19 protein-coding genes and 1 pseudogene are annotated in these 21,502 nt (G+C 70.3%); 10 read left to right on the top strand and 10 right to left on the bottom strand.

Annotation, left to right across the window (positions count from 1 at the left end; all coding sequences use genetic code 11):
* Positions 1-63 precede the first annotated feature (63 nt).
* Positions 64-1,101, top strand: coding sequence for a non-homologous end-joining DNA ligase (ligD, locus tag CLM62_RS36245; RefSeq protein ID WP_095754138.1), 1,038 nt, complete (start codon positions 64-66; stop codon positions 1,099-1,101).
* On the opposite strand, the gene CLM62_RS36240 is transcribed toward ligD, so the two are convergent.
* Entirely contained in the window at positions 1,088-3,250 is a 2,163-nt protein-coding gene (locus CLM62_RS36240) for an OmpL47-type beta-barrel domain-containing protein (protein WP_095754249.1), read from the bottom strand. The two genes, ligD and CLM62_RS36240, sit on opposite strands and share 14 nt — an antisense overlap.
* 44 nt (positions 3,251-3,294) lie before the next feature.
* Entirely contained in the window at positions 3,295-5,784 is a 2,490-nt protein-coding gene (locus CLM62_RS36235; protein ID WP_179382382.1) for a ThuA domain-containing protein, read from the bottom strand.
* A 189-nt stretch (positions 5,785-5,973) separates the two neighbouring features.
* Between CLM62_RS36235 and CLM62_RS36230 the strand changes: the two genes are divergently transcribed.
* Both CLM62_RS36230 and CLM62_RS36225 read left to right on the top strand, forming a co-directional pair.
* Positions 5,974-6,972, top strand: a complete 999-nt coding sequence (locus CLM62_RS36230) for a multicopper oxidase domain-containing protein (protein WP_095754136.1) — start codon at positions 5,974-5,976, stop codon at positions 6,970-6,972.
* Positions 6,973-7,198: 226 nt separating this feature from the next.
* Entirely contained in the window at positions 7,199-8,236 is a 1,038-nt protein-coding gene (locus CLM62_RS36225; protein ID WP_095754135.1) for a LacI family DNA-binding transcriptional regulator, read from the top strand.
* A 23-nt stretch (positions 8,237-8,259) separates the two neighbouring features.
* Here the strand turns inward: CLM62_RS36225 and CLM62_RS36220 are convergent, their stop codons facing one another.
* Positions 8,260-9,048 carry a VOC family protein gene (locus tag CLM62_RS36220; RefSeq protein WP_095754134.1) on the bottom strand — a complete coding sequence of 263 codons (789 nt, stop codon included), beginning with the start codon at positions 9,046-9,048 and terminating at the stop codon, positions 8,260-8,262.
* 269 nt (positions 9,049-9,317) lie between these two features.
* On the opposite strand from CLM62_RS36220, the gene CLM62_RS36215 reads away from it, so the two are divergent.
* Positions 9,318-9,563 (top strand): WhiB family transcriptional regulator, encoded by a 246-nt coding sequence (locus CLM62_RS36215; RefSeq protein ID WP_179382381.1) that lies wholly within the window; start codon positions 9,318-9,320, stop codon positions 9,561-9,563.
* 184 nt (positions 9,564-9,747) lie between these two features.
* Here the strand turns inward: CLM62_RS36215 and CLM62_RS36210 are convergent, their stop codons facing one another.
* From CLM62_RS36210 to CLM62_RS36195, 4 genes are all read right to left on the bottom strand, one after another.
* Positions 9,748-10,725, bottom strand: a complete 978-nt coding sequence (locus CLM62_RS36210; protein ID WP_095754132.1) for an acyl-ACP desaturase — start codon at positions 10,723-10,725, stop codon at positions 9,748-9,750.
* A 204-nt stretch (positions 10,726-10,929) separates the two neighbouring features.
* Complete coding sequence (ddaH, locus tag CLM62_RS36205) at positions 10,930-11,706, bottom strand: dimethylargininase (RefSeq protein ID WP_095754131.1); 777 nt, start codon at positions 11,704-11,706, stop codon at positions 10,930-10,932.
* 96 nt (positions 11,707-11,802) lie between these two features.
* Positions 11,803-14,058 (bottom strand): excinuclease ABC subunit UvrA, encoded by a 2,256-nt coding sequence (locus tag CLM62_RS36200; protein WP_095754130.1) that lies wholly within the window; start codon positions 14,056-14,058, stop codon positions 11,803-11,805.
* 9 nt (positions 14,059-14,067) lie between these two features.
* On the bottom strand, positions 14,068-15,690 hold the full coding sequence (locus CLM62_RS36195) for an ABC-F family ATP-binding cassette domain-containing protein (RefSeq protein ID WP_095754129.1): 1,623 nt from the start codon (positions 15,688-15,690) through the stop codon (positions 14,068-14,070).
* 294 nt (positions 15,691-15,984) lie between these two features.
* Between CLM62_RS36195 and CLM62_RS36190 the strand changes: the two genes are divergently transcribed.
* Together CLM62_RS36190 and CLM62_RS36185 are read left to right on the top strand one after the other, a co-directional pair.
* The gene (locus CLM62_RS36190; RefSeq protein WP_095754128.1) at positions 15,985-16,635 is read left to right on the top strand and encodes a GPP34 family phosphoprotein; all 651 of its coding nucleotides are present in this window, start codon (positions 15,985-15,987) and stop codon (positions 16,633-16,635) included.
* A 64-nt stretch (positions 16,636-16,699) separates the two neighbouring features.
* On the top strand, positions 16,700-17,536 hold the full coding sequence (locus tag CLM62_RS36185; protein WP_095754127.1) for an isocitrate lyase/phosphoenolpyruvate mutase family protein: 837 nt from the start codon (positions 16,700-16,702) through the stop codon (positions 17,534-17,536).
* 7 nt (positions 17,537-17,543) lie between these two features.
* Here CLM62_RS36185 and CLM62_RS36180 read toward each other — a convergent pair whose 3' ends face one another.
* Positions 17,544-17,960 carry an SsgA family sporulation/cell division regulator gene (locus tag CLM62_RS36180; RefSeq protein WP_095754126.1) on the bottom strand — a complete coding sequence of 139 codons (417 nt, stop codon included), beginning with the start codon at positions 17,958-17,960 and terminating at the stop codon, positions 17,544-17,546.
* Between the two features lie 244 nt (positions 17,961-18,204).
* Here CLM62_RS36180 and CLM62_RS36175 point away from each other — a divergent pair, with 244 nt between their 5' ends.
* Together CLM62_RS36175 and CLM62_RS36170 are read left to right on the top strand one after the other, a co-directional pair.
* Positions 18,205-19,320 (top strand): oxidoreductase, encoded by a 1,116-nt coding sequence (locus CLM62_RS36175; protein ID WP_257004289.1) that lies wholly within the window; start codon positions 18,205-18,207, stop codon positions 19,318-19,320.
* Positions 19,321-19,409: 89 nt separating this feature from the next.
* Entirely contained in the window at positions 19,410-19,739 is a 330-nt protein-coding gene (locus tag CLM62_RS36170; RefSeq protein WP_095754125.1) for a plasmid stabilization protein, read from the top strand.
* Positions 19,740-19,750: 11 nt separating this feature from the next.
* On the opposite strand, the gene CLM62_RS36165 is transcribed toward CLM62_RS36170, so the two are convergent.
* Complete coding sequence (locus tag CLM62_RS36165) at positions 19,751-20,047, bottom strand: YciI family protein (RefSeq protein ID WP_095754124.1); 297 nt, start codon at positions 20,045-20,047, stop codon at positions 19,751-19,753.
* Between the two features lie 51 nt (positions 20,048-20,098).
* Here CLM62_RS36165 and CLM62_RS36160 point away from each other — a divergent pair, with 51 nt between their 5' ends.
* Together CLM62_RS36160 and mmpA are read left to right on the top strand one after the other, a co-directional pair.
* Entirely contained in the window at positions 20,099-20,788 is a 690-nt protein-coding gene (locus tag CLM62_RS36160) for an endonuclease V (protein ID WP_095754123.1), read from the top strand.
* 62 nt (positions 20,789-20,850) lie between these two features.
* Complete coding sequence (gene mmpA, locus CLM62_RS50415) at positions 20,851-20,997, top strand: morphogenic membrane protein MmpA (protein WP_095754122.1); 147 nt, start codon at positions 20,851-20,853, stop codon at positions 20,995-20,997.
* Positions 20,998-21,006: 9 nt separating this feature from the next.
* On the opposite strand, the pseudogene CLM62_RS36150 reads toward mmpA, so the two are convergent.
* Positions 21,007-21,502, bottom strand: a pseudogene (locus CLM62_RS36150) (saccharopine dehydrogenase); the annotation flags it as partial.

The raw sequence follows: 21,502 nt of genomic DNA, 5'->3' as shown, positions 1-21,502 counted from the left end.
GCTCTTGTACGGCGAGATACGCCCGGTGTGCGAGGTTCGCTCGGTGCGCCTACCGTGGCTCGCATGGGTGAAGCGGTGGAGCTGGAGGCGGGCGGCCGGACCGTACGGCTGTCCAGCCCGGACAAGATCTTCTTCCCTGAGCGGGGCTTCACCAAGCTGGACCTCGCCCGGTACTACCAGGCCGTCGCCCCCGGCGTCCTCCGCGCGCTGCGCGACCGGCCCACCATGCTGGAGCGCTACCCCGAGGGAGTGACCGGCGAATCCTTCTTCCAGAAGCGGGCCCCGAAGAACATGCCCGACTGGATCCCCACCGCCCACATCACCTTCCCCAGCGGCCGCAGCGCCGACGAAATGTGCCCCACCGAGGAGGCGGCCGTGCTGTGGGCCGCCCAGTTCGGCACGCTCACCTTCCACCCCTGGCCGGTGCGCCGCGACGACGTCGACCGCCCTGACGAACTGCGCATCGACCTCGACCCGCAGCCCGGCACCGACTACGAGGACGCCGTCCGCGCCTCCCACGAACTGCGCGCCGTCCTCGACGAGTTCGGCGGCCTGCGCGGCTGGCCCAAGACGTCCGGCGGCCGGGGCCTGCACGTCTTCGTCCCCATCGAACCGCGTTGGACCTTCACCCAGGTCCGGCGCGCAGCCATCGCCGTCGGACGCGAGATGGAACGCCGGATGCCGGACCACGTGACCATCAAGTGGTGGAAGGAGGAGCGGGGCCGGCGCATCTTCCTGGATTACAACCAGACCGCCCGGGACCGCACGATCGCCTCCGCCTACTCCGTGCGGCCGCGCCCGCACGCCCCGGTCTCCGCACCCCTGCGCTGGGAGGAGGTGGGCGAGGCCCATCCGCGGGACTTCGACCTCGCGACCATGCCCGTGCGCTTCGCCGAACTCGGCGACGTGCACGCGGACATGGACGACCACCGCTTCTCGCTCGAAGCGCTGCTGGAACTGGCGCGCCGTGACGAGCACGATCACGGGCTCGGCGATCTGCCGTACCCGCCCGAGTATCCGAAGATGCCGGGGGAACCCAAGCGGGTACAGCCGAGCAGAGCGAAGAAGGCGGTACCTCCTCCGGGGCCTACAGCTCCTTGATCCTGATGTCCCGGTACGAGACCACGTCCGTCGTGCCGTGCACCTGGAGCCCGATGTAGCCGGAGGCGAACCGTCGCCCGTCCGTGCCCGGGTCGTCCGAGCGGGGCGGGGTGAAGTCCTGGCCGCCGATGTTGTCGAACTCGTTGATCAGCACGCCGTTGCGGTAGACCGAGTAGTGCTGGTCGACCACCCGGATCTCGTAGTCGTTCCAGGTTCCCTTCTGGGTGACGCCGGCACCGGCGAGCCCCACCCGGTCGAAGCCGTAGACCGAGCCCGTCTTGTACATGTCGCCGTCGGGCCGGTCGAGCACCTGCACCTCGTGCCCGTACTTGATGGCGACCCACTCCGGCCGGGACTCCTCCGGGTGGTCGTGGACCCACGGGAACCGCACGAACACACCGGAGTTGGCGTTCCCGGTGCCCGGAGCGTCGTCACGCCACTGGAGCCTCAGCGAGAAGTCGCCGTACTTGCGCTGCGGGAACCACAGCATGCCCAGGCCCGCCCTGGTGGTGCCGCTGGTGATCGACCCGTCGGCGTTCAGCCCGAACGAACCGCCGCCCACCTGCTGCCACTTGGCGAAGGACTCCGCGCTGCCGTCGAGGATCGTACGGTAGCCCTCGGTCTGGCCGGGCTTGCCGATGCCGGACTGACGGGCGGCCTTCTGGATCGCGTTGAACTCGCGCTGGTCGACGATTCCTTCCGCGAGCAGCTCGTCCAGGACTGACTTCACGTGCTTGAGGAACAGTGCGTGGGACGTCCACTCCTTCTCGTCCTCGATCAACTCGTTGATCCGGCACCGGCTGCCCGTGACCCGGTTCGGCACGCCCGAGTCGACCGTGCCGACGATCACCGTCAACCGCTCGTCGTACTCGGGGCAGTTGGGGGCCGGAACCTGACTCGACACCACCGTGAAGCTCACCGTGCGTGCCGCGGAGGTGTTGCCCGCCTTGTCGGCCGCCCGGTAGGCCACGGTGTGTGCACCCGCGCGGTCGACCACCACCGGAATGGTGTATGCGATGTACGGTCCCCCGTCGAGTGAATACTCGATTCGGTCGACACCCGACCCGCCGTGGTCGTCGGTGGCGCTCACGGTGACCTTGGCATTCCCGACGTACGCCCCGTCGGAGTTCTTCGTGCCCTCGACGGTCACGCCCGTCACCGGCGGTGTCGTGTCCTGCGCGGGTGCCGCGACGACCGTGAACTCGACGCTCTTCTCGGCCGCGACGTTGCCCGCCTTGTCGGTGGCGCGGTAGCGCACGGTGTGCGTGCCGACCTGATGCACCATCACGGGCGCGGTGTACGGCTGCCAGGCGCCGGAGCCGACCGCGTACTCGATCGTGTTGACGCCGGAGCCGGTGTCGGAGGCGGAGACGGTCACCGTGGCCATGTCGATGTACGCCCCGTCGGCGTTCTTCTCGCCACTCACCGTCGCCGAGGTGTCCGGCGGTGTGGTGTCGTCGGAGGACGGTGCGACGACGGTGAACTCGGCGCTCTTCTCGGCGGAGGTGTTGCCCGCCTTGTCGGTGGCTCGGTAACGGACCTTGTGGCCGCCGACCTGGTCGACGACGACCGGCGCGGTATACGGTCGCCAGTCGCCCGCGTCGCCGATCGCGTACTGGATACCGTCGACACCGGACCCACCCTCGTCCGTCGCGCTGATCGCGACGCTCGCCGAACCGACGTACTCACCCTGGGTGTTCTGCGTGCCGGTCACCTTCGCCGCCGTCTCCGGCGGCGTCGTGTCCTCGCCCCCGCCCTCGGTCACCACGAGGATGCCCTGCATCTGGCCGTGGCCGGGGATCGTGCAGTGGTAGAAGTACCGGCCGGGCGTGAGCGTGACCTCGGCGGTGTGGCGGCCGCCCTGGTCGTCGTTCGGGTTGGCCAGGATGTTCAGCTGGACGTCGTTGTTGAACTCGGGATCGCTGGTCACGAACGTCAGCGTGTGCGGCATGCCGGTCGTGTTGCCGGTGGCCTCGCTGTTCTCGAAGACGATGGTCGCCGCGCCCGCGACGGCCGTGGCGGGCGCGGACGTGTACTTGTCGATGTCGTTGCCGGCGGTCCAGGTGAGCACCTGGGCGGCAGCCGGCTGCTCGCTCTGCTCAGCCCGCCCGGCCTGCGCGGTGGACGTCGACTGCAGCCCGAGCATCATCAGTACGGCGGCCAACAGGGCCGTCCAGACTCTTCGTTGCCGTCTCACTGCGCCCCCCTGGCCAGCTGGTCGGCGGTCGGCGTCTGGCCGCCGCCCGTGTAAGTGACGTGCCACAGCGCCGACTTGGCGTCCGAGGTGAAGAAGCCGCGGCCGTAGTCGAGGACGTACAGCGCGCCGTCCGGACCGAACTTCCAGTCCATGAGGTTCTTGATGCCGTCGTTGCCGACCGGCACGATCCTCTTCAGCGACTCCGCGTGGATCGGCAGACCGCCGTCGCCGTGGTTCTTCGGGTCGGTGATGACCGCGTGACGCGGCTGGTCGGCGTCGTAGAAGTCGCCGACGAACCACTTGCCGTCCCAGTACGAAGGCCACTTGACGTCACTGCCGGCCGAGACGTCGTCGTACCGGTAGACCGGCCCGTTCATCGCCGCCTGGCCGCCGCCCTTGAGCCACGGCAGCAGATGGGTGGCTTCCTCCTGCTTGTACGACGGGATGCCGTTCGCGTCGCGCGGGTAGTCCGGGGCGCCGCCCTGGGGCGAGTACCAGATGTTGTTGCCGGTGACCGGCGGGAGGTTGACCAGGCCGTCGTTGTTCGGCGACTCGTTCTTCGGGTGGTCGCAGTCGTACCAGCCCAGCGGCTGCGACGGATCGGGCAGATTGCGGTCGCGGTAGGGCTGCTTGTTGCCCATGCAGTACGGCCAGCCACGGTTGCCCGCCTCGGTGATCACGGCGAACGTGTCGTACTTGGCCGGACCCCAGGTCGGGGACGGCGCACTCGCGTCCGGGCCGACCCAGCCCGCGTACAGGACGTCGGTCCGCCGGTCGACGAAGATGCGCGCGGGGTTCCTGACCCCCATCACATAGATCTCGCCGCGTGTCTTACCGCCGCCCTCGTCGGTCTCCCTGCCGGTGAACAGGTTGCCGTCCGGGAGGGTGTACGTCCCGTCGGGCTCCGGATGGATGCGCAGGATCTTGCCGTTGAGGTTGTTGGTGTTGCCGGCGGTGCGGCGCGCGTCGGCGAAGGAGACGCCCTTGTAGTTGGGCTGGGGGTTGTTGCCCGAGTAACCGCCGCTGAAGCCACTGGAGTTGTTGTCACCGGTGGCGATGTACAGGTTGCCCTTGGAGTCCCAGGCCATCCCGCCGCCCGCGTGGCAGCAACTGTGGATCTGCACCGGCCACTTGAGCAGCACCTTCTCGCTGCTCAGGTCGAGTTTGTCGGTGGCTGGGTCGAGCGTGAAGCGGGAGACACGCCGCTCGGCCATCCGCGTGTCACGGTTGATCTGCGCGTGGGGCGTGTAGTGCAGATACACCCAGCCGTTCTGCTCGAAGCGCGGGTCGAGTTCGATGCCGAGCAGACCCTCCTCGACCTTGACCAGCTCGTCGCCGCCGCCCTTGTTGCCGAAGACCGTCAACTCGCCCGCCAGCGTGACCTTCTTGGTCTTCGGGTCGTAGATGTGGATCTCGCCCTTGCCCTTGCCGATGTCGGGGTTGTTCCAGTCGGTGACCACCGGCTGGGAGGAGTCGGCGCCGCCCCGTCCGATGTACAGGACGCGGCCGTCGGGCGCGGTGACCAGACCGTGCGGCTCGCCGATCTGGTCGTTCTTCCCCGGCTGGTTGGGCTGGGTGAGCCGCTCCGCCTTGTAGTTGCCGGTGATCGTCGCCTTGCAGTCGGCCTGCACCAGACGGGTGGTCCACATCAGGGCGCCGCGCAGATGCGCACGGAAGTCGGTCTCGTCGTACGACGACACCGTGCCGCCCATGCCCGTGTAGAAGGAGCGGCCGCCGTCGTAGTCCCGGCACCAGCTGATCGGATGGTCCCAGCCGTTGGCGCTCGCCCCCGGCTGGTATGTCGACTCCCGTACGCGGGCGACCGTATGCACGTCACCCGACGGGTTCTTCACCCAGTTCAGCCACTGGTCGGGGCGCTTCCACTGCACCGGCAGCCCCTTGGTGGCCGGATGCTGCCGGTCTGCGACCTCAACGGTCGCGCGCTGTACGGTCGTAGGGCTGGACGCGGCGGGGCGGGCGCCGACCAGGCCGGTGAACCAGTCCGAGTACGGCTCCGCACGGGCCGCGTCATGGATGCCGACGAAACCGCCGCCGGCCTCCATGTAGGCCTCCAGGCCCGCCTCCTGCTCGGGATCGAGGACGTCTCCGCCGCCGGTCAGGAACACGATCGCGTTGAACCGGCCCAGTTTCGTGTCATTGGTGAAGACCGAGGCGTCGTCGGTGGCCTCGACCTTGAAGCGCTGGTTCGCCGGGCCGGACAGGCCGATCCGCTCGATGGCCTCGATGCCGGCGTTCACGACCGGCGACTCGTCCCCGGCCGCGGCGGACCCGTGGAAGAGCAGCACCCGTACGTTCGCGCCGCCGGGCGGCGACTTGACGGACATCGTTGTCGGGGACGGTTCCGGGGTAGGGCGGGCGTTGGCCGCGGGGCCCGACAGCAGTCCCGTGGCGACGACCCCGGCGGTCACGGTGGCCGCCCAGGCCCGTCTTCTCGTGCTTGTTGTGCTCAACCCTCGTAAGTGCATGGGCACCTCCTCGGTCACAGCAACGGCGCCAAGGAAGCTAGACCTCTTTGCATCACTCGCCAATACCTATGACCGCAATGGCACCAACTTTGTCCTGAGTGTGGATAAACAGGAGCGGGGCCGGTACCGTCGCACAGGTTCATCACAGGTACGTCTCCGCAAATTCCGTATCAGGGTGGGGAGTTCCGCATGGACAGACGCGGGTTCAACCGGCGTGTGCTGCTGGGCGGCGCGGTCGCCGTGGGTGGTGGGGTCGCCGCGACATCGTTGTCCCTGGCCCCCGAGGCCGTCAGTGCGGACGGACCGGCGAGGACGGCCCCGGCCGGCGGCCAGGTCAAGCGCATCAAGCTGTACGCCGAGAGGCTCGCCGGTGGACAGATGGGGTACGGCCTCGAGAAGGGGAAGGCGACGATCCCCGGGCCGCTGATCGAGCTCAACGAGGGCGACACCCTGCACATCGAGTTCGAGAACACGATGGATGTCGCGGTGAGCCTCCACGTCCACGGCTTGGACTATGAAATCACCAGCGATGGCACGAAGTTGAACAAGAGCGACGTCGAACCCGGCGGCACCCGCACCTACACCTGGCGCACCCACGCCCCCGGCCGCCGCAAGGACGGCACCTGGCGGGCGGGCAGCGCGGGCTACTGGCATTACCACGACCATGTCGTCGGCACGGAGCACGGCACCGGCGGTCTCCGCAACGGCCTGTACGGCCCGGTGATCGTCCGCCGCAAGGGAGACGTCCTGCCCGACCGGACGCACACGATCGTCTTCAACGACATGCTGATCAACAACAAGCCGGCGCATTCCGGGCCCAACTTCGAGGCCACGGTGGGGGATCGCGTCGAGTTCGCGGTGATCACGCACGGCGAGTTCTACCACACGTTCCACATGCACGGTCACCGCTGGGCGGACAACCGTACGGGCATGCTCACCGGGCCCGACGACCCGAGTCAGGTCATCGACAACAAGATCACGGGCCCGGCCGACTCCTTCGGCTTCCAGGTGATCGCGGGGGAGGGCGTCGGAGCGGGGGCCTGGATGTACCACTGCCATGTGCAGAGCCACTCCGACATGGGGATGGTGGGGCTGTTCCTGGTGAAGAAGACGGACGGGACGATCCCCGGGTACGAGCCGCACGAGCACCGGGCCGCGCCCGAGTCTGCGTCCCCGCACGAACACTGACGGTCGACGGTCACCGGCAGACGGCAGACGGCAGACGGCAGGCGACAGACGACGGTCGGCAGTCGACGGTCGGCAGTCGACGGTCGAAGGTCGGCCAGCGACGGGGAACGGGACCATGGGGTCGTGACGCTGCGGAAACCCGTCGGTGAGGGTGTCGAGAGCGCTCTCACCCCGGTGGTCGGGCCAGGGCTATCCTGATCCGCACCCGCCGACGAGGAGCCCCGAAGTGACCGACACAGTGCCGCGCCCCACGCTGGAGGCCGTGGCCGCCCGGGCCGGGGTCTCACGGGCCACCGCCTCCCGTGTGGTCAACGGCGGGGACGGGGTGCGCGAGCCCCTCGTCGAGCGGGTGCGGCGGGCCGTGGAGGAACTCGGGTACGTGCCCAACCAGGCCGCCCGCAGTCTGGTGACCAAACGCCACGACGCCGTCGCCGTCGTCGTCGCCGAACCCGAGACCCGCGTCTTCGCCGACCCCTTCTTCGCCCTGCAACTGCGCGGCATCAGCCAGGAGTTGACGGCCCACGACAACCAGCTCGTGCTGCTGCTCACCGAGGGCCGCGACGACCACGCCCGCGTCGGCCGCTATCTCGCCGGCGGTCACGTCGACGGAGCGCTGGTGTTCTCGCTGCACCTCGACGACCCGCTGCCGGAACTGATCCAACGGGCGGGAGTGCCGACCGTGTTCGGCGGCCGGCCCGGTTGGAGCGGCGACTGGGGCGGTGTGGTGTACGTCGACAGCGACAACCGAGGCGGCGCCCGAGAGGCCGTACGCCATCTCGTCGGCCTCGGCCGCACCCGGGTCGCACACATCACCGGCGCCCTCGACCAGACCTCGGCGGTGGACCGGCTCGACGGCTACCGGGACGTCATGGTGGACGCCGACCCGCGGCTGATCGTCGAGGGCGATTTCACCCCGGCCGGCGGCGAACGGGCGATGCGCGAACTCCTCGACCGCCGCCCGGACCTGGACGCCGTCTTCGCCGCGAACGACCTCGCCGCCTCGGGAGCCCTGCGCGTGCTGCGCGAGCGCGGGCTGCGGGTGCCCGAGGACGTCGCCGTGATCGGCTTCGACGACATGCTCCCGGTCGCCGAACAGACCGATCCGCCGCTCACGACGGTCCGTCAGGACATCGAGGAGATGGGCCGGTTGATGGCCCGCCTGCTGCTGCGCGGCCTCGACCGGCGGAACACCACGCTGGAGCAGGGAGCCACACCGTCCGGTGTCGTCCTGCCGACGACGCTGGTGCGACGCGCCTCGGCGTGATGCCTATCGGGGAATGCACTCGGTCACGTCTGCGGCGGCGAACTCTTGATCACCGCGAAGCGTGCGCCGTACGGGTCGGCGAGTTCGGCGATGCGGCCGACGTCCTCCAGGTCCGACGCGGGCAGGCGGACGACGCCGCCCCGCTCCTGCGCCGCGGCGACCGTGGCGTCCGTGTCCAGGACCTCGAAGTAGGGCAGCCAGGCCCCGGCCTTCTCCCTGGTCGGATCGTCATCCAGCGGGACGATGCCGCCGAACATGGCGTCCGACTCGGTCCCCGCCGGGTGGACGGTGGTGTACGTGACCCCGGCGAACGTGAGGGCGGAGGTCTCCCAGCCGAACAACCGGTTGTAGAACCCGGCGGCCCCCGGGAGGTCCGGCGTGTACAGCTCCAGCCAGCACAGCGAGCCCGGTTTCTCCACGACCTCCAGGCCCTTGTTGGCGGCGGGCTGCCAGATGCCGAAGGGCACGCCCGCCTGATCGGCGAGGATCGCCATACGGCCCTGGTCCAGGACGTCCATGGGCTGCATGAGCACCGAGCCGTGCGCCTGCTCGGCCGCCTTCGCCGTGGCGTCGGCGTCCGGGGTCTGGAAATACACCGTCCAGGATGGCGGGCCCTGGTCCGGGGTGGTCTGCATGCCGCCTGCGGCCGTCCTGCCGTCGAGCTGGAAGAAGCCGTAGCCGCCCGTCTCGGGACCACCCGAACGGAACTCCCAGCCGAAGAGGCCGCCGTAGAAGGAGGCGGCGCCGTCGATGTCGGGTGTGCCGAGATCGAGCCAGTTCGGAGCGCCGGTGACAAAGCGGGTGGTGAGCATCTCTGCCCTCCTTTGAGAGGTCCCGTTCTTCGGGGTCCCGTTGCCTGCACTGCCGAGTCTTCCACCGCCCACTGACAATCGCGCGGGTTTGCCGCCCAGGCATGGTCACACTGGGTGATCACAGGCGTTCATATCGTCGCCACATCTTCCCGCGCGCCGCCGTGCGCTCGGGTGCCCGACCACGTCATGATCGGACGGCCGGAGGCCCTGAACGAGGCGTTGATCGGGCGTTGATCGAACGTTTTTCGCCTCCCGGCACGATCTCGCTCATGCACATCGACACGATCACCCCGGCCGACCTCGCCTGGCAGACGCAGGCGCTGTGCGCGCAGACCGGGGCGGACTTCTTCTTTCCCGAGCCGGGCAGTTCGGTGCGCGAGGCGAAGCGCATCTGCGGCATGTGCGAGATGCGCTCCGCCTGTTTGGAGTACGCGCTGGCGAACGACGAACGCTTCGGCGTCTGGGGCGGCCTGTCGGAGAAGGAGCGGCTGCACCTCAGGCGCCCGACCCACTAGTGCCCCGGCGGGCAACGTTTGCCCATTGAGGAGCGGCGACTGGGAGCATCTCCCACGCCCCTGAGGCAGTGGGGGAGCGTGCCGGGCGTCGCGACGGGGCGGACGCTGCCTGTCGGGGCACTAGGGCCCGCTCCAGGCCCCCCGAGTCGTACGCCCTGCTCGCCGCCGGCGTGTCGGCGAGTTGTCAGGCGCCCGCCCGCGCCGCCATCCGCGCCTTGCGCGCCGCCAGCTTCTCGTCGAACTTGGAGGCCTCCGAGTCCAGGCCGCTCATGTACAGGCCGAGTTCCTCCTGCGCCTTGAGGCCCTCCGGGCCGAGGCCGTCGATCTCCAGGACCTTCAGGAAGCGCAGGACGGGCTGGATGACGTCGTCGTGGTGGATGCGCATGTTGTAGATCTCGCCGATCGCCATCTGCGCGGCGGCCCGCTCGAAGCCGGGCATGCCGTGACCGGGCATGCGGAAGTTCACGATCACGTCGCGCACCGCCTGCATCGTCAGGTCGGGCGCGAGGTCGAAGGCCGCCTTCAGCAGGTTGCGGTAGAAGACCATGTGGAGGTTCTCGTCGGTCGCGATGCGCGCCAGCATGCGGTCGCAGACCGGATCACCCGACTGGTGGCCGGTGTTGCGGTGCGAGACGCGGGTCGCCAGCTCCTGGAAGGCGACGTAGGCCACCGAGTGGAGCATCGAGTGGCGGTTGTCCGACTCGAAGCCCTCGCTCATGTGGGCCATACGGAACTGCTCCAGCTTGTCCGGGTCCACCGCGCGGGAGGTGAGCAGGTAGTCCCGCATCACGATGCCGTGCCGGCCCTCCTCGGCCGTCCAGCGGTGCACCCAGGTGCCCCAGGCGCCGTCACGGCCGAAGAGGCTGGCGATCTCGTGGTGGTAGCTGGGGAGGTTGTCCTCGGTGAGCAGGTTCACCACCAGCGCGATCCGGCCGATCTCGGTGACCTTGGACTGCTCCTTCTCCCAGGCCTCGCCGTCGTCGAAGACGCCCGGGAAGTTGCGGCCGTCGCTCCACGGCACGTACTCGTGCGGCATCCAGTCCTTGGCGACGCTCAGGTGCCGGTTGAGCTCCTTCTCGACGACTTCCTCCAGTGCGTACAGCAGCCGGGCGTCGGTCCACGCGGAGGACGGACTGCCGAGGTGAGGGGAAGTGATCGTCACGGGTACTCCAGTGGGACGCGGGAAAGGGGTACGAGTCGGCGAGCGGTGCCGACAACCTACGGAATCGTAGGCTACGAAACCGTAGGTTACGAAGCCGTAGGTTAAGTGCCGTGTAAAGACCCCTGATCAGCCGTGTTCCCCGGCGTGGCAAATGGCCCCCGGAACCGCAGGTCCGGGACGGAAAGGGGCGATGCACTCACCCCGTCATGCATACAGCTCCCGCATCCTCACCGAGAGACATGTCACACAGCCCTCCAGCTTCTCGAACTCGCTGATGTCGACCAGGACCGGCTCGTGGCCGAGGTCGGCGAGCAGTTCCGCCGTCTTCGGCGCGCTCGCCGCCATCAGCAGCTTCTCGCCGCCCAGCAGCACCACGTGCGACCCGGACTCCTCCGGCACCGACAAGAACCGGGGGAACAGCGAGGGCTTGTCCACCTTCGGGATGTGTCCGACGACCGTCCCGTCGGGCAGCGCGGTGACCGACGACTTCAGGTGCAGCACCTTGCTCACCGGCACGGCGACGATCCGCGCCCCGAGCGGCTCGAAGGCGGCTCGCAGTTGCTGGACGCCGGCCGCGTTCGTACGGCCGCCCCGGCCGACGTAGATCGTGTCGTCGACCTTCAGCACGTCGCCGCCGTCCAGCGTGCCCGGCTCCCATATCCAGTTCACCGAGCAGCCCAGGCGGGCCACGGCCTCCTCGACGCCCATGGTCTCGTCACGCCGGGACCGCGCGCCCGGACGGGTGATCAGCGCGACGTTCTTGTACATGACGACCGTGTCCTCGACGAACACCGAGTCGGGACAGTCGTCGGCCGGGTCCACCTCGATCGTCTCCCAGCCGTGCGCCCGCAGGGCCTCGGCATACGCCTCCCACTGTTCGAGCGCGAGGTCGACATCGACCTTCTCCCGCTCGATGTGCGTCACCAGACCTTCGGCGAGACGCGGGCTGGGACGGCGGACGAGGGCCTTCTTGCTGGGCACGAGGGAACTCCGTATCGGCGGGGCAGGTCCGGCGCCGTTTTGCGGCGCCGATCAGCCATCATGCAGCGCCGGTCCGCGCGGGCAAAACCCTCGTTGTCAGGCTGTGGCCCTCCTGAGATGCTCCGCCGTGTGGGAGTCCCGTGCTTTCAGAAGATTTCGTGGGGTCCCTTCGAAGATCACCCGACCCCCGTCGCGGCCTCCGTCCGGGCCGAGGTCGATGATCCAGTCGGCGTGGGCCACGACGTCCAGGTTGTGCTCGACCACCACGACCGTGTTGCCCGCCTCGACCAGCCGGTCCAGCAGGGCCAGCAGCCCCTCGACGTCCGCCATGTGCAGCCCGGTCGTCGGCTCGTCGAGCACGTAGACAGCGCCCGTGCGGTGCAGGCGCGTGGCCAGCTTGATGCGCTGCCGCTCACCGCCCGACAGCGTGGACAGCGGCTGGCCGAGCGTGAGGTAGGTGAGTCCGACGTCACGCAGGGCGCGCAGCCGGCGTCGTACCCCCGAGTCGTCGAAGAAGCCGAGCGCCTGGTCGGCCGTCATCTCCAGTACGTCCGCGATGGAGTTGCCCCCGACGGTCAGCCGCAGCACCTCGCCCCTGAAGCGGCGCCCCTCGCAGTCGTGGCAGGTCGTCGTCACCGGGTCCATGAAGGCGAGGTCGGTGTAGATGATCCCGCGACCCTCGCAAGTGCCGCACGCGCCGGTGGAGTTGAAGCTGAAGTACCCGGGCTCGGCCCCCGTCTCGCGGGCGAAGACCTTCCGTACCGTGTCCATGATCCCGATGTACGTCGCCGGAGTCGACCGCGCCGAGATCCCGATCGACGACTGGTCCACGACGACGGCGTCCGGATGGCCGCCGGTGAACTCCGCGACCAGTGTGCTCTTCCCGGACCCGGCGACCCCGGTCACCACGGTCAGCACCCCGGTAGGGAACTCGACGCTCACGTCCCGCAGGTTGTGCCGGTCGGCGCCCTTCACCCACAGCCCGCCGGTGGCCGTGCGTGTCTCTGCCTTGAGCGCGGTACGGCGACGCAGGCACCGCCCGGTGAGGGTTTCCGTCCCGGCCAGCTCGTCCGGCGTCCCCTCGAACACCACCCGCCCGCCCTGCGCACCGGCCCCCGGCCCCATGTCGACGACATGGTCGGCCAGCGCGATGACGTCCGGGTCGTGCTCGACGACCAGCACGGTGTTCCCCTTGTCGCGCAGCCGCAGCAGCAGGTCGCCGAGTCGGCCGACGTCCCGCGGGTGCAGGCCGACGCTGGGCTCGTCGAAGATGTACGTCATCCCGGTGAGGCTGGAGCCCAGATGCCGCACCGTCTTCAACCGCTGCCCCTCGCCGCCGGAGAGTGTGGCGGTTTCCCGGTCGAGGCTGAGATAGCCCAGGCCGATCGCGTCGATGCGTTCGAGCGCCGTGATCGCGGCCCCGGCGATGGGGGCGGCGACCGGGTCGTCGATCTCCTTCAGTACGGCGACGAGGTCGGTGACCTGCATCCGTGTGCAGTCGGCGATGTTCCGGCCGCCGATCCGGGTGGCGAGCGCGGCCTGGTTGAGGCGTGCGCCGTGGCAGACCGGGCAGGTGCCCTCGGCCAGGAAGTCCCGCACGAGGTCACGGGTCTTCTGGCTCATGGCCGACAGGTCGCGCTTGAGGTACAGCCGCTCGAACCGGTCGGCGAGGCCCTCGTACTCCGTGGTCCAGGTGCCGCCGCTGCCGTTGACGGTGACCTTGCTGCCGGGCCTGCCGCGCATCAGGAACTCGCGTTCGGCGGCCGTGAACTCACCGACACGCTTGTGCGGGTCCAGCTCGTCGGTGTTCGTGTACGCCTGCCCCTGCCAGGTCCCCGCCGCGAACGGCGGGAAACGGACCGCCCCGTCCGCCAGCGAGCGGCCGGCGTCCAGGATGCGGTCCCAGTCCGGCCGTACCGTCCGGCCCAGGCCGTCGCACTCGGGGCACATGCCCGACGGGTCGTTGAACGAGTACGCCGTCGCCGGACCGGCGCTCGGGGTGCCGTGCCGGGAGAACAGCACCCGGATCACCGAGTAGATGTCGGTCATCGTGCCGACCGTGGACCGGGAGTGGCCCCCGATCGGCCGCTGGTCGACGACGATGGCGGGCGTGAGGTCCTCCAGCGCGTCGGCGTGCGGCCGCTCGTACTTGGGCAGCCGGTTGCGCACGAACCAGGTGAACGTCTCGTTCAGCTGGCGCTGCGACTCGACCGCGATCGTGTCGAAGACGACCGACGACTTCCCCGATCCCGAAACGCCGGTGAACACGGTCAGCCGGCCTTTCGGGATGCGGAGGGTGACGTCCTTGAGGTTGTTCTCCCGGGCTCCGGTGAGGGTGATGAAATCGGGCATGCACCGACGCTAGGCGGGATACCCGACAGCTTCTGGCGTGATTTCCTGGAGTTCTCCGTCCAGCAGCAGCCAGCGCGTGATGCCGATCGACTCCAGGAACGGCAGGTCGTGGCTGGCCACGATCAGCGCCCCCTCGTACGACTCCAGGGCCGTGGTGAGCTGCCGTACGCTCGCCATGTCCAGGTTGTTCGTCGGCTCGTCCAGCATCAGCAGCTGCGGTGCCGGCTCCGCCAGCATCAGCGCGGCCAGCGCCGCCCGGAAGCGTTCGCCGCCGGACAGCGTCGCCGCCTTCTGGTCGGCGCGGCCACCCCGGAACAGGAAGCGGGCCAGCCGCGCCCTGATCCGGTTGTTGGTGGCGCTGGGCGCGAACCGGTACACGTTCTCGGCAACGGTCAGCTCGCCGTCGAGCACGTCCAGCCGCTGCGGCAGGAAGCGGAGCGGAACGTGCGCCTTCGCCTCACCCGACACCGGCTCCAGCTCCCCGGCGATCGTCCGCAGCAGCGTGGTCTTGCCCGCGCCGTTGCGTCCGATCAACGCGATCCGCTCCGGGCCGCGCAGATCGAAACCGCCGGCCACGCGCGCGCCGTACGCGAGCTCCAGATCCATGAGGGTGAGAACGTCGCGGCCCGGCGGTACGGCCGTGTACGGCAGGTCGACGCGGATCTCGTCGTCGTCCCGTACGGCCTCCACCGCCTCGTCGAGCCGGTCCTTGGCCTCGGCCAGCTTCTCCTCGTGCATGATGCGGTGCTTGCCCGCGGAGACCTGCGCCGAGCGCTTCTTCAGCTTCATCACCGCCCTGGGCTCGCGCTTGTTCTCGTACATCTTGTTCGCGTAGCGGGTCCGCCGGGCCAACTTGGTGTGGGCTTCGACGAGTTCGCGTTTCTGCTTCTTCAGATCGGCCTCGGCGAACCGCACCATCCGCTCCGCCGCCTCCTGTTCGGTGGCGAGCGCCTCCTCGTAGGCGGAGTAGTTGCCGCCGTACCAGGTGATCCCTCCGGAGCGCAGATCGGCGATCTGGTCGGCCAGTTCCAGGAGCTCGCGGTCGTGGCTGACCACGACCATGACCCCCGGCCAGGCCGCCACGGCCGCGTACAGCCGCCTGCGCGCGTACACGTCGAGGTTGTTCGTGGGCTCGTCGAGCAGCAGGACGTCCGGCCGGCGCAGCAGCAGCGCGGCCAGCCGCAGCAGCACCGACTCACCGCCCGAGACCTCGCCGATGGTGCGGTCCAACTCGATGTGGCCGAGCCCGAGTTCGCCGAGCGTGGCGAGGGCTCGTTCTTCTACGTCCCAGTCGTCGCCGACCGTCTCGAAGTGCTCCTCGGCCACGTCGCCCGCCTCGATGGCGTGCAGCGCGACGCGCTGTGCGGCGATGCCGAGCGCCTCGTCGACGCGCAGTGCCGTGTCGAGCGTGACGTTCTGCGGGAGGTAGCCGATCTCACCGGCGACGCGGACGGTGCCGTCGGTCGGGGTGAGTTCTCCGGCGATCAGCTTCAACAGGGTTGATTTTCCTGACCCGTTGACGCCGACGAGTCCGGTCCGGCCGGGGCTGAAGGCGACGTCGAGGTCCTCGAAGACAGGGGTGCCGTCGGACCAGGTGAAGGACAGGGACGTACAGGTGATGGCAGTAGGCATGCGGGCCTCCGCGGTTGCTCGAGGTGATCAGGGGCAAACGCGTATCGAGACACCGGCGACCAACGGGGGAGAAGCCCCGGGGGCATGAGAAAAGCCCTGCTCCGGAGGACGGCTCGAACGCCGAGGTCGCACGCGGCGCACACACCTCGCGGGTGTGACGCGGTGTCTCAGGACCTCAGACGAGCAACGTCCTTCTCCAATCGACGGCAACAGGACCGCTGTACACCGTAGGAGCGGGCTTTGGGGCTGTCAACGCATTAACGTGAGCCCCCTTCACTGCGCCAAGGAGGCCCCGTGCCCAACGGTTCGCTCTCGCTGCCGGCCCGGCTCTATCTGCTGGCCTGGGACACCGCGAGGCAGGAGGCGACGGATGCCGCCGGCCTGGACCGCCTGGTCCGGGCCGGCGCCCTCACCGAACTGGTCCGGCGCGGCCTGCTCACCGACGAGGACGGCATCGCCACGCCGGTGGACCTGGACGCCCTCACCGGGGACGCCGTCCTGGACGGGGTGCTGGAGCTCGTGCGGGAGTCCCGCCCGCACCGGTGGCGGGCCTGGGTGACCCTACGGGCACGGGTCACCTTGGACGCCGTACGGGAGCAGCTGACCGCCGAGGGCTACCTGCGCGCGGAGAAGAGCCGGGTCCTCGGGGTCTTCCCGACCGTGGAGTACGCCTTGGAGCGTGTCGCCGATGTGAGGGCGTTGCAGGAGGAGGCGCGCCGGGTTCTCCAAGGACCGGTGCCGGTCGCGGAGGTCTCCGACCGGGACGCGGCCGTCGTGGCCCTGGCCGCCGCGGCCGAGCTGCGCACGCTGGTGCCGGGCAAGGACCTCGCAGGCCACAGGCAGCGGCTGGAGGAACTGACCGAGCGGAGCGGGGCGGCCTCGCCCGTGCTGCGGAGGGTCTTTCCCGAAGTGCTGATGGCGGTGTCCGCATCCGGCGGTGGCTGAGCCCGCACGTCGATGTCGGATTCTTGCCAGCCGGCGGTCGGTCACGGCTGGTTGGGTGAACCGCATGACGAACCCGAACACCCTTCGCGACCGCGCTCTCGCCTTCCGCTTCCTGCACGCTCCGGGGAGCCCGCTCGTCCTGCCGAACGCCTGGGACACCGCGAGCGCCCGTCTCGTCCAGGACGCCGGCGCCGCCGCCGTGGCGACCACGAGCGCCGGGCTCGCCTGGGCCCTGGGCGCGGCGGACGGCGACCGGCTGGAGGGCGACCGCGCCCTCGACGCGGTGGCGCGCATCGCCGCCGCGGTCCACGTGCCCGTCAGCGCGGACATCGAGAGCGGGTATGCGAAGGATCCGGCGGGCGTCGCCGACACCGTCCGGGCGGTGCTCGCGGCGGGTGCGGTCGGGGTGAACATCGAGGACGCGCTGTATGAGGCCGGGGAAGCCCCGCTGCGGCCGATCGCCGAGCAGGCCGAGAGGATCGCCGCCGCCCGCGAGGCCGCCGACTCGCAGGGCGTGCCGCTGTTCGTCAACGCCCGTATCGACACACTCCTGCGCGGCACCGGGGGAGTCGACCTCACCCTGGAGCGGGCCGCCGCCTTCCTCGCCGCGGGCGCCGACGGGATCTTCGTCCCCGGGGCCGTCGACCCGGGGACCGTGAAGCTGCTCGTCGACGGCGTCGACGGACCGCTGAATGTCATGGCCGCTCCCGGTGCACCGCCTGTTGCCGAGCTGGCCGCTCTGGGTGTGGCGCGCGTGAGCGTCGGCTCGGGCATCGCCCAGGCCGCGCACGCCCTGGTCCGCCGGGCCGCGCGGGAGCTGCTGGGCGCGGGGACGTACGAGTCGCTGGCGGGCGCGCTCGACTACGGCGAGCTCAACGCGCTGCTGGGGCGGGTCCGTTAGCGGAGCTTCAGCAGGCGTCCCGCATCAGCTCCGCCAGGTCGTGGTCCAGGTCGAGCTGGAGGTGCTCCAGACCGACGGGCACCAGTTCGCCGGTCGCCTGGAGGAAGCGCCGCAGCTCGCCCGTGCGGACGTGCACGACGGCGGTGCCCTCCGGGGCGTGGAACTCAAGGACGGTGCGGTCGTAGCCGTACGGCCGTACGCGCACGTCGCCGTGGCCCTCGGGCTCTTCCAGGCCGGCCGTGAGCAGTTCGCGGCTGAAGGTCCAGCAGACCTCCACGCCCTCCAGGGTGGCCGGGGCGGGGAAGGTCATGCGGACGGCGAACGGATCACGCCGGTCGTAGTGCAGCGTGGCGGGAATGCTCGGCATCCGCGGCGCGGCGGCGACGAGACGGGCCTCGACGGGCTGCTCGATGACGATGGACAACGCCTTGCTCCCTTGTGACGGCGGGACGGACTTCCGGGGATGAGGCCGGGCACTGGAAGAGACGACGGAATGAGCCAATCCGTGCACACGAAAGTCGAGTGACCTCTGTCACCGCGTTCATTCACGGGAGTGGCGCAGCTCTCCTCCCGGGATCCGACGGGCACTTGTGGCGAGCGGCGCACCTGCCCCGGCGTGGTCGAGGGCCTCTGGACGGCACCGGGACGGTGGGCTAGCTTCGCCCGCCATGAGGCGCTTGGGGAACACGCGACGGACGAGACGACGGACGACACCTGCGAGCCGGACCATTGCCGCGGGGGCCGCCTGTGCGGCGGCGCTGGCCGCCCTGACCGCCGTACCGGCACAGGCACATGGACCGGAGCACCGGACGCCGCACTGGGAGCTCAAGGACAGCGGCAGCCCCGACGTGCGGTTCCGGGGCCTCGCGGCCGTCAGCCGGAACACCGCGTGGGCCGCCGGCACCCGGGGCACCGTCCTGCGCACCACCGACGGCGGCGCGAGCTGGCGGAACGTCTCGCCGCCGGGCGCCGCCGAACTGCAGTTCCGCGACATCGAGGCGTTCGACGCGCGGCGCGCCGTCGTGCTGGCCATCGGCGAGGGCGAGGCGTCCCGGGTGTACCGCACCGACGACGGCGGCGCGACCTGGACCGAGTCCTTCCGCAACACCGACGCGCGGGCCTTCTACGACTGCCTCACCTTCTTCGACCGCCGCCACGGCCTCGCGATGAGCGACCCGGTGGACGGCAAGTTCCGCATCCTGTCCACCGGCGACGGCGGCCGTACCTGGAAGGTGCTGCCGAGCGAGGGCATGCCGGCCGCGCAGGACGGTGAGGCGGGGTTCGCGGCGAGCGGCCAGTGCCTGGTCTCGTCCGGCCCCAAGGATGTCTGGCTGGCCACCGGAGGGGCCGCACGCGCGCGCGTGCTGCACTCCGCCGACCGCGGGCTGACCTGGACGGCCTCCGACACGCCGATCCCGGCGGGCGATCCGGCCCGTGGCGTCTTCGCCCTCGCCTTCCGCGACCGCACGCACGGCCTCGCGGTCGGCGGCGACTACCGCCCGGACCAGACCTCGCCGCAGCCCGCGGCCCGCACCGCCGACGGCGGCCGCGACTGGCAGCCCGCCGCCGAGCCGCCGCCCGCCTACCGATCCGGCGTGGCCTGGCTCCCGTACAGCCGTACGGCCGCCCTCGCGGTGGGTCCCAGCGGCACGGATCTGACGACGGACGGCGGCCGCACGTGGCGGACGGTGGACACCGGCTCGTACGACACCGTGGACTGCACGCCGGACATGGGCTGCTGGGCGTCCGGCGAGCAGGGGCGGGTGGCTCGCTTGGAGAGCTGAGAACTTTCCGTAGAGCAGACAGCTTGCGGTATGCCGTATTTGCCGGAATCCGGGTACCCGTTCACCGAACGTGAGAGGAGTGAGCGGACATGCCACGTGGTTCCAGCTCCAAGAGAGAGCGCCAGTATGAGCACATCAAGAAGAGCGCCGAGGACCGGGGCGAGAGCACCGGCCGCGCCAAGGAGATCGCGGCGCGGACGGTCAACAAGGAACGCGCCCGGTCCGGCGAGTCGAAGGGCGCGAGCCGCACCTCGACCAAGGACATGTCGTCCGGCAAGCGGGGCGGCCAGCGTTCCGGCAAGGGCTCCCAGGGACCCACCTACGACCAGCTCTACGAGGAGGCCAAGCGGCGCGGAATCCAGGGCCGTTCGGACATGAACAAGAGCCAGCTGCAGCGCGCGCTGGGCGGAAAGAGCTGACCGCTGACCGCTCAGCCGGCGGTCTCCCGGAACCGCTCCAACTCCGGTGCCGTCTTCGTCGCGGTGAACTCGGTGATGCGGTACGCGCACACCCCTGCGGTGACGAACGGGTCGCCCGCCGCGATCTCCTCCATGCGCGCGCGGTCCTCCGCGACGGCGACGATCACCCCGCCGTCGCGGGGGTTCTTTGCCCCGGACGCCAGGAAGACGCCCTTCTCGTAGTGCTGGTCGAGCCAGGCGATGTGCGCCTGCAGCGCGGCGTCGACGGCGTCCAGTGGGGCGGTGTAGGTCAGCTCGAGTACGAACATGATCGCGAGCCTACGCCGCGCTCGTTGGCCGGTCGTAGGCTCGTCCCCATCATGACGACCGTACGCATTCCCGCGGGCTGGCCCGCGACCGAGGAGCAGGCCCGCGCGATCCAGGACGAGTTGCGCGAGCGGGTGGTGCTCGACGAGCCCGGTCCGCCGCCCGGCACGGGCCACGTGACCGGAGTCGACGTGGCCTACGACGACGAGCGGGACGTCGTCGTGGCCGCCGCCGTCGTGCTGGACGCGGCGAGTCTCGCCGTCGTCGCCGAGGCCACGGCCGTCGGCCGGATCTCCTTCCCGTACGTGCCCGGCCTGCTCGCCTTCCGCGAGATCCCCACCGTCCTCGCCGCCCTGGACGCCCTGCCCTGCCCGCCCGGCCTGGTCGTCTGCGACGGCTACGGCCGCGCCCACCCGCGCCGCTTCGGCCTCGCCGGCCACCTCGGCGTCCTCACCGGCCTGCCGACGATCGGCGTCGCCAAGAACCCGTTCACCTTCACGTACGACGACCCCGACGCCCCGCGCGGCAGTACGTCGCCCCTCCTCGCCGACACCGAGGAAGTGGGCCGCGCCCTGCGCACACGAGAGGCGGTCAAGCCGGTGTTCGTCTCCGTCGGTCACCGCGTGAGCCTCGACAACGCCTGCGCCCACACGCTCGCGCTGACACCCGAGTACCGCCTGCCGGAGACGACCCGCAGGGCGGACGCGCTGTGCCGGAGGGCACTGCGGGAGGCGACCGTCTGAGTACCTCGTCTGAGTACCTGTACGGATGTGGGGGCGCAGGGCGGATCGACAGGCTGGGCCCCATGACGACGCACCGTGCCCCCAAGCCCCTTTCCGACCCCGACCGGCCCGTGGAGCGTGCCGTGACGGCCGCGTTGGTCCTCGCGGTACTGGCCGGGATCGGCTGGATCGGCGGGATGATCTACACGGTGGTGGGATGGTCCGCGTAGGCGGGCCGGTCAGTGGCCGGCCGCGACCCGGAACGTGATCCCCGCCCGCCGCAGCCGCTCCGTCAGCGCGTCGCCCATCGCGACCGCCGTCGTGACCTGACCGGCCGTCGGCGGGAGGTCGTCGAAGGCCAGGGACAGCGCCGACTCGGCGAAGATCTTCGCCGTCTCGCCGTACCCGGGGTCGCCGCCCGCCACCTCGGTGTACACACGCCGGCCGCCGCCCTCGCCCACGAAACGGACGGAGAACCAGCTCTTCGCGCGCTTCTGCGGCCCCGGCCCCTCCCCGGGCTTCAGCCGGTCGGACAACCAGCGGCGTGCGGGCGGCAGTTGGGCGGCGGCGAAGAGCGCGCCCACGGCCGCGACCCCGCCCAGCGCGGCCGGCAGACGCCGCACCGCCGCGTACTCGCGGTAGCGGAAGTCGGGGCCGTACCGCTCCAGGGCCTGCGCGGACCGCCGGACGATCTGCGCGTCGATGGTCGGCAGGGGCAGCGCCCAGGCGCCGACC

It is taken from the genome of Streptomyces sp. SA15, from assembly GCF_002291145.1.
GTDB lineage: Bacteria > Actinomycetota > Actinomycetes > Streptomycetales > Streptomycetaceae > Streptomyces.
The sequence above is the reverse complement of the archived record's forward strand: the minus strand, read 5'-3'. Positions and strand labels throughout refer to the sequence as shown.